Annotated in this window: 4 protein-coding genes; 2 read left to right on the forward strand and 2 right to left on the reverse strand. The window is 64.0% G+C overall.

What is annotated here, in order from left to right; all coding sequences use genetic code 11:
• Positions 1-11 precede the first annotated feature (11 nt).
• A complete protein-coding gene (locus EOD15_RS31615; RefSeq protein ID WP_164761673.1) occupies positions 12-1580 on the reverse strand; it encodes a glycosyltransferase family 39 protein in 1569 nt (522 codons plus the stop codon).
• Between the two features lie 68 nt (positions 1581-1648).
• Here EOD15_RS31615 and EOD15_RS36025 point away from each other — a divergent pair, with 68 nt between their 5' ends.
• Both EOD15_RS36025 and EOD15_RS31620 read left to right on the forward strand, forming a co-directional pair.
• Complete coding sequence (locus EOD15_RS36025) at positions 1649-1819, forward strand: hypothetical protein (protein ID WP_164761672.1); 171 nt, start codon at positions 1649-1651, stop codon at positions 1817-1819.
• Between the two features lie 35 nt (positions 1820-1854).
• The gene (locus EOD15_RS31620; RefSeq protein WP_127320030.1) at positions 1855-2562 is read left to right on the forward strand and encodes a hypothetical protein; all 708 of its coding nucleotides are present in this window, start codon (positions 1855-1857) and stop codon (positions 2560-2562) included.
• 126 nt (positions 2563-2688) lie between these two features.
• Here EOD15_RS31620 and EOD15_RS31625 read toward each other — a convergent pair whose 3' ends face one another.
• Positions 2689-3012, reverse strand: coding sequence for a hypothetical protein (locus EOD15_RS31625; protein ID WP_127320028.1), 324 nt, complete (start codon positions 3010-3012; stop codon positions 2689-2691).
• Positions 3013-3085: the final 73 nt, after the last annotated feature.

A 3085-nucleotide genomic window follows, 5' to 3' on the forward strand; every position in this document is an offset into this window, starting at 1 on the left:
GTGGATCTACCTCAATTGCTCGGTTGGGCGAGGCTGTCGATCAAACCCGGTAGCTTCATGCCAGGCGGAATGGCGGCAAAGCTGATCGCCACCGGTGGTGCCCTGAGCGACCAGTCGAAAAGAACGGTCTTGACCGGGATGTTTCCCAGCCACGCCAGCAGCCGAGGTGGCACGCCGCTCCCGGGCCAGACCAGAAGCATGCCGTGATCGCGCAGCCGCTGGCTGGTGATCCAGGGGGCGAGCCGCATGTCGAGGTCTGTGAAGATCGACGGCTTGTCATAGGCGTTGAGGCCCGCCAGCAACGCGATGCGGGTATCGCCGCCGACGATGTCGAGCCGACCGGGCACCGCCGCGTGCCAGACCGCCTCGGCTTCGTCCGAAATCTGCCGCGCTGGCCAGCAGACGGCATCCATGCGCCCGCGCAAATTGCAACTCGTCCAGCGGATGCCCGCATAGGCACCGGACATGCCGAGGATGCAGGCGAACGCGCAGATCGCCAGCCGTCGCAGTTCGACGGCGCCAAGCCGATGACCCAGCAAGGCGATCGCCACAACGCCGACCAGATTGTACATCGGCGCGCCCCACGCCTCGCCGGCGCCGGTAAACAGCGAGGCCACCATGACAAGCACCGCCGGACCAAGCCCCATCCACACGAGATAGGCCAGCGCGCCGCGCTCAATGGGCTGTTCCGGCGCGGGCGAACGCCGCAACAGCCCCGATATCGACAGCACCAGCAATAGGCCGCAGAGCCCCGCCATTTGGACACCGATATAGTAAAGGCGGGCGCGGTGAACCAGCACCCATTCATCGCGGCCGGCGACATAGGTCAGCGGCAGGAAATCGATTCGGTAGAGCTGGATGGCCAGTGGCGCGGCAACGGCGAGGAAAACCGCGAGCCCAAGCCAGGGCCAGGGCGTGGCGAGCCGATTGCGTGCCCGCGTGTCCGACAACAGCCAGATCGCCCCGAAGAGCAACAGCAGCCCGGTGGAAAACTTGGCATAGAGCCCGACGCCCGACACCAGTCCGAGCGCCAGCCACCAGCCCGGCCCACCGCTACGGCCCGCACGCCACAGCAGCCAGCAGATTGCGGCCCAGAAGGGCATCTGCGCGTAATCATGATTGAACTGCGGTGTCGGCCAGCCGAAGAAATACAATGACGGCATCAAAAGCACGGCGGCCAGCGCGCGGGTTCTCCCGAGCATGTCGCGGGCCAGCAGGTAGACGAAGACGAAGGTCGCCGAAACGATAAGCTGGGCGAGCAGATATTGCGGCCAGCGGAACGATCCGGTCAGAAGATGGCTGATCTCGAGCAGCCAGCCGGGGAGTTGCGGATGCTTGTAGGTCAAAAGCACCCATTCGCGACCCCACATGAAGCTCTCGACGACATCGCCGGGCGGGGCGGCATCGACAAGCGCCGGCACCACGGTCCAGCACAGGATCTGCGTCAGGCATAAAAGCGCCAGGCCGGCTTCTGGATTATAGCGCGTCAGCCCCGGCCAGATCGACGACTGCCGCCAGTCGCCTGGAACAGAACTGCCGACCGGCAGCCAACCGTTCATGGTTTCGTCGATTCGCGTCATGCGGTGGATAAATCACACCGGACGGTTTTACGAACAGCCCAGAACTTGAAGCTTACGAAAATGTATACTTGGCCGACCATGGCAAAACCAAGATTGAGGCAGAGTTTCGCGCCACCATGCCGCCTCTCCCGTCATCACATGCCAGCAAGACAACAATGGAACACGCCATCCCGCAGCACCCTGAACAGGCCGGGCATGGCGCCTTGGGCGTGATCGCGGCAGGCGTCGCCTACGCCTGACCGGCTCCCGTCCCCAAAGCTTCAGGATTTGAAAAATGCGCCACCACCATGCCGTCATTCATTACCGTGCGCTCGATTTCTGGATGGCCCGTGCGGCCGTTCTCGTCATCATCTGCCTGCAGCTTCTGGTCATCAACAATCTCTCATTCGGGCCGCGCTGGCTGGCGCCCGCGCTGGAGGCGGCCCTGCTGCTGCCCTTGTCGGTGGCCACCGCCTGGACACAGGCCGCCACCCGAAAGGCGGTCGAGGACCACGAGTGGCATGCGATCGGCCAGTTTCGGGTCATGATCCGCAGAACAGCCCTGACCATGACCGCCATCATCAGCATCATCAATTGCGGTTCGCTGGTCCTGCTGGTGCGTGCCTTGCTGGAGGGCCATGCCGGCAGTAGCGGTACGACGCTGCTGATCGACGCGCTCAACATCTGGGTCACCAACGTCATCGTTTTTGCCTTGTGGTTCTGGAGCACCGACCGCGGCGGTCCGCCGACCTGCGGCCTCGTCAAGCTCGCACAGGCCGATTTCCTGTTCGCGCAGATGACGTTGAACGACCGTGAGCTTCGAGATTGGCTGCCCGGCTTCGTCGATTATTTCTTCCTCGCCTTCACCAATGCGACCGCATTTTCGCCGACCGATACCTTGCCACTCTCCCAGCGCGCCAAGCTGCTGATGATGGCCGAGGCCATGATCTCGCTGCTGACCATCGCGCTGGTCGCGGCACGCGCGGTCAACATTCTGGCTTGATCAGGCCAAAACGCAAAAATGGCCCGCCCGGCGAACCGGAACGGGCTATTTTGGGTTGTCTTCGATGGTTCGATGCCGCGGGAAACGTGCCTCGGCAATTCCGCCAAGCAATCGCCGCCGCACCAGCTATTCGTCCCGCGCGCGGCTGACTCTCCGCACCACGAACTCGAACAGGACGTCCGAAATCCACATGGCGCAGACGCCGATCAGGAAGGCGGCCGCCAGCGTGGTGGTGTCGTCGGCGGGATCGGGCATCGGCAGGCCGGCGATCCTGGCGTAGGACACCGCCGGCAGCGTCAGGTAGGCCGCCGCAAGTGCGCCGGAGATCGGCGAGGCCACCATTTCGCGCAGCTTGTAGCGATGCCGCGACAGCGCGCGCAGAACGCCGCCGGCGAGGCCCGCCGCCACGACCGGTCCCTTGATGCCGAGCAGGTCGAAAAGATCGTTCATCATGGCCTCCAGCCGCAAAGCTTCTGGCGCTTTTCGTTGTGAGCCAGGATCGCCGCCACCGACGCGTCGGAAA

The organism is Mesorhizobium sp. M7A.T.Ca.US.000.02.2.1, from assembly GCF_003996995.1.
Lineage (GTDB): Bacteria > Pseudomonadota > Alphaproteobacteria > Rhizobiales > Rhizobiaceae > Mesorhizobium.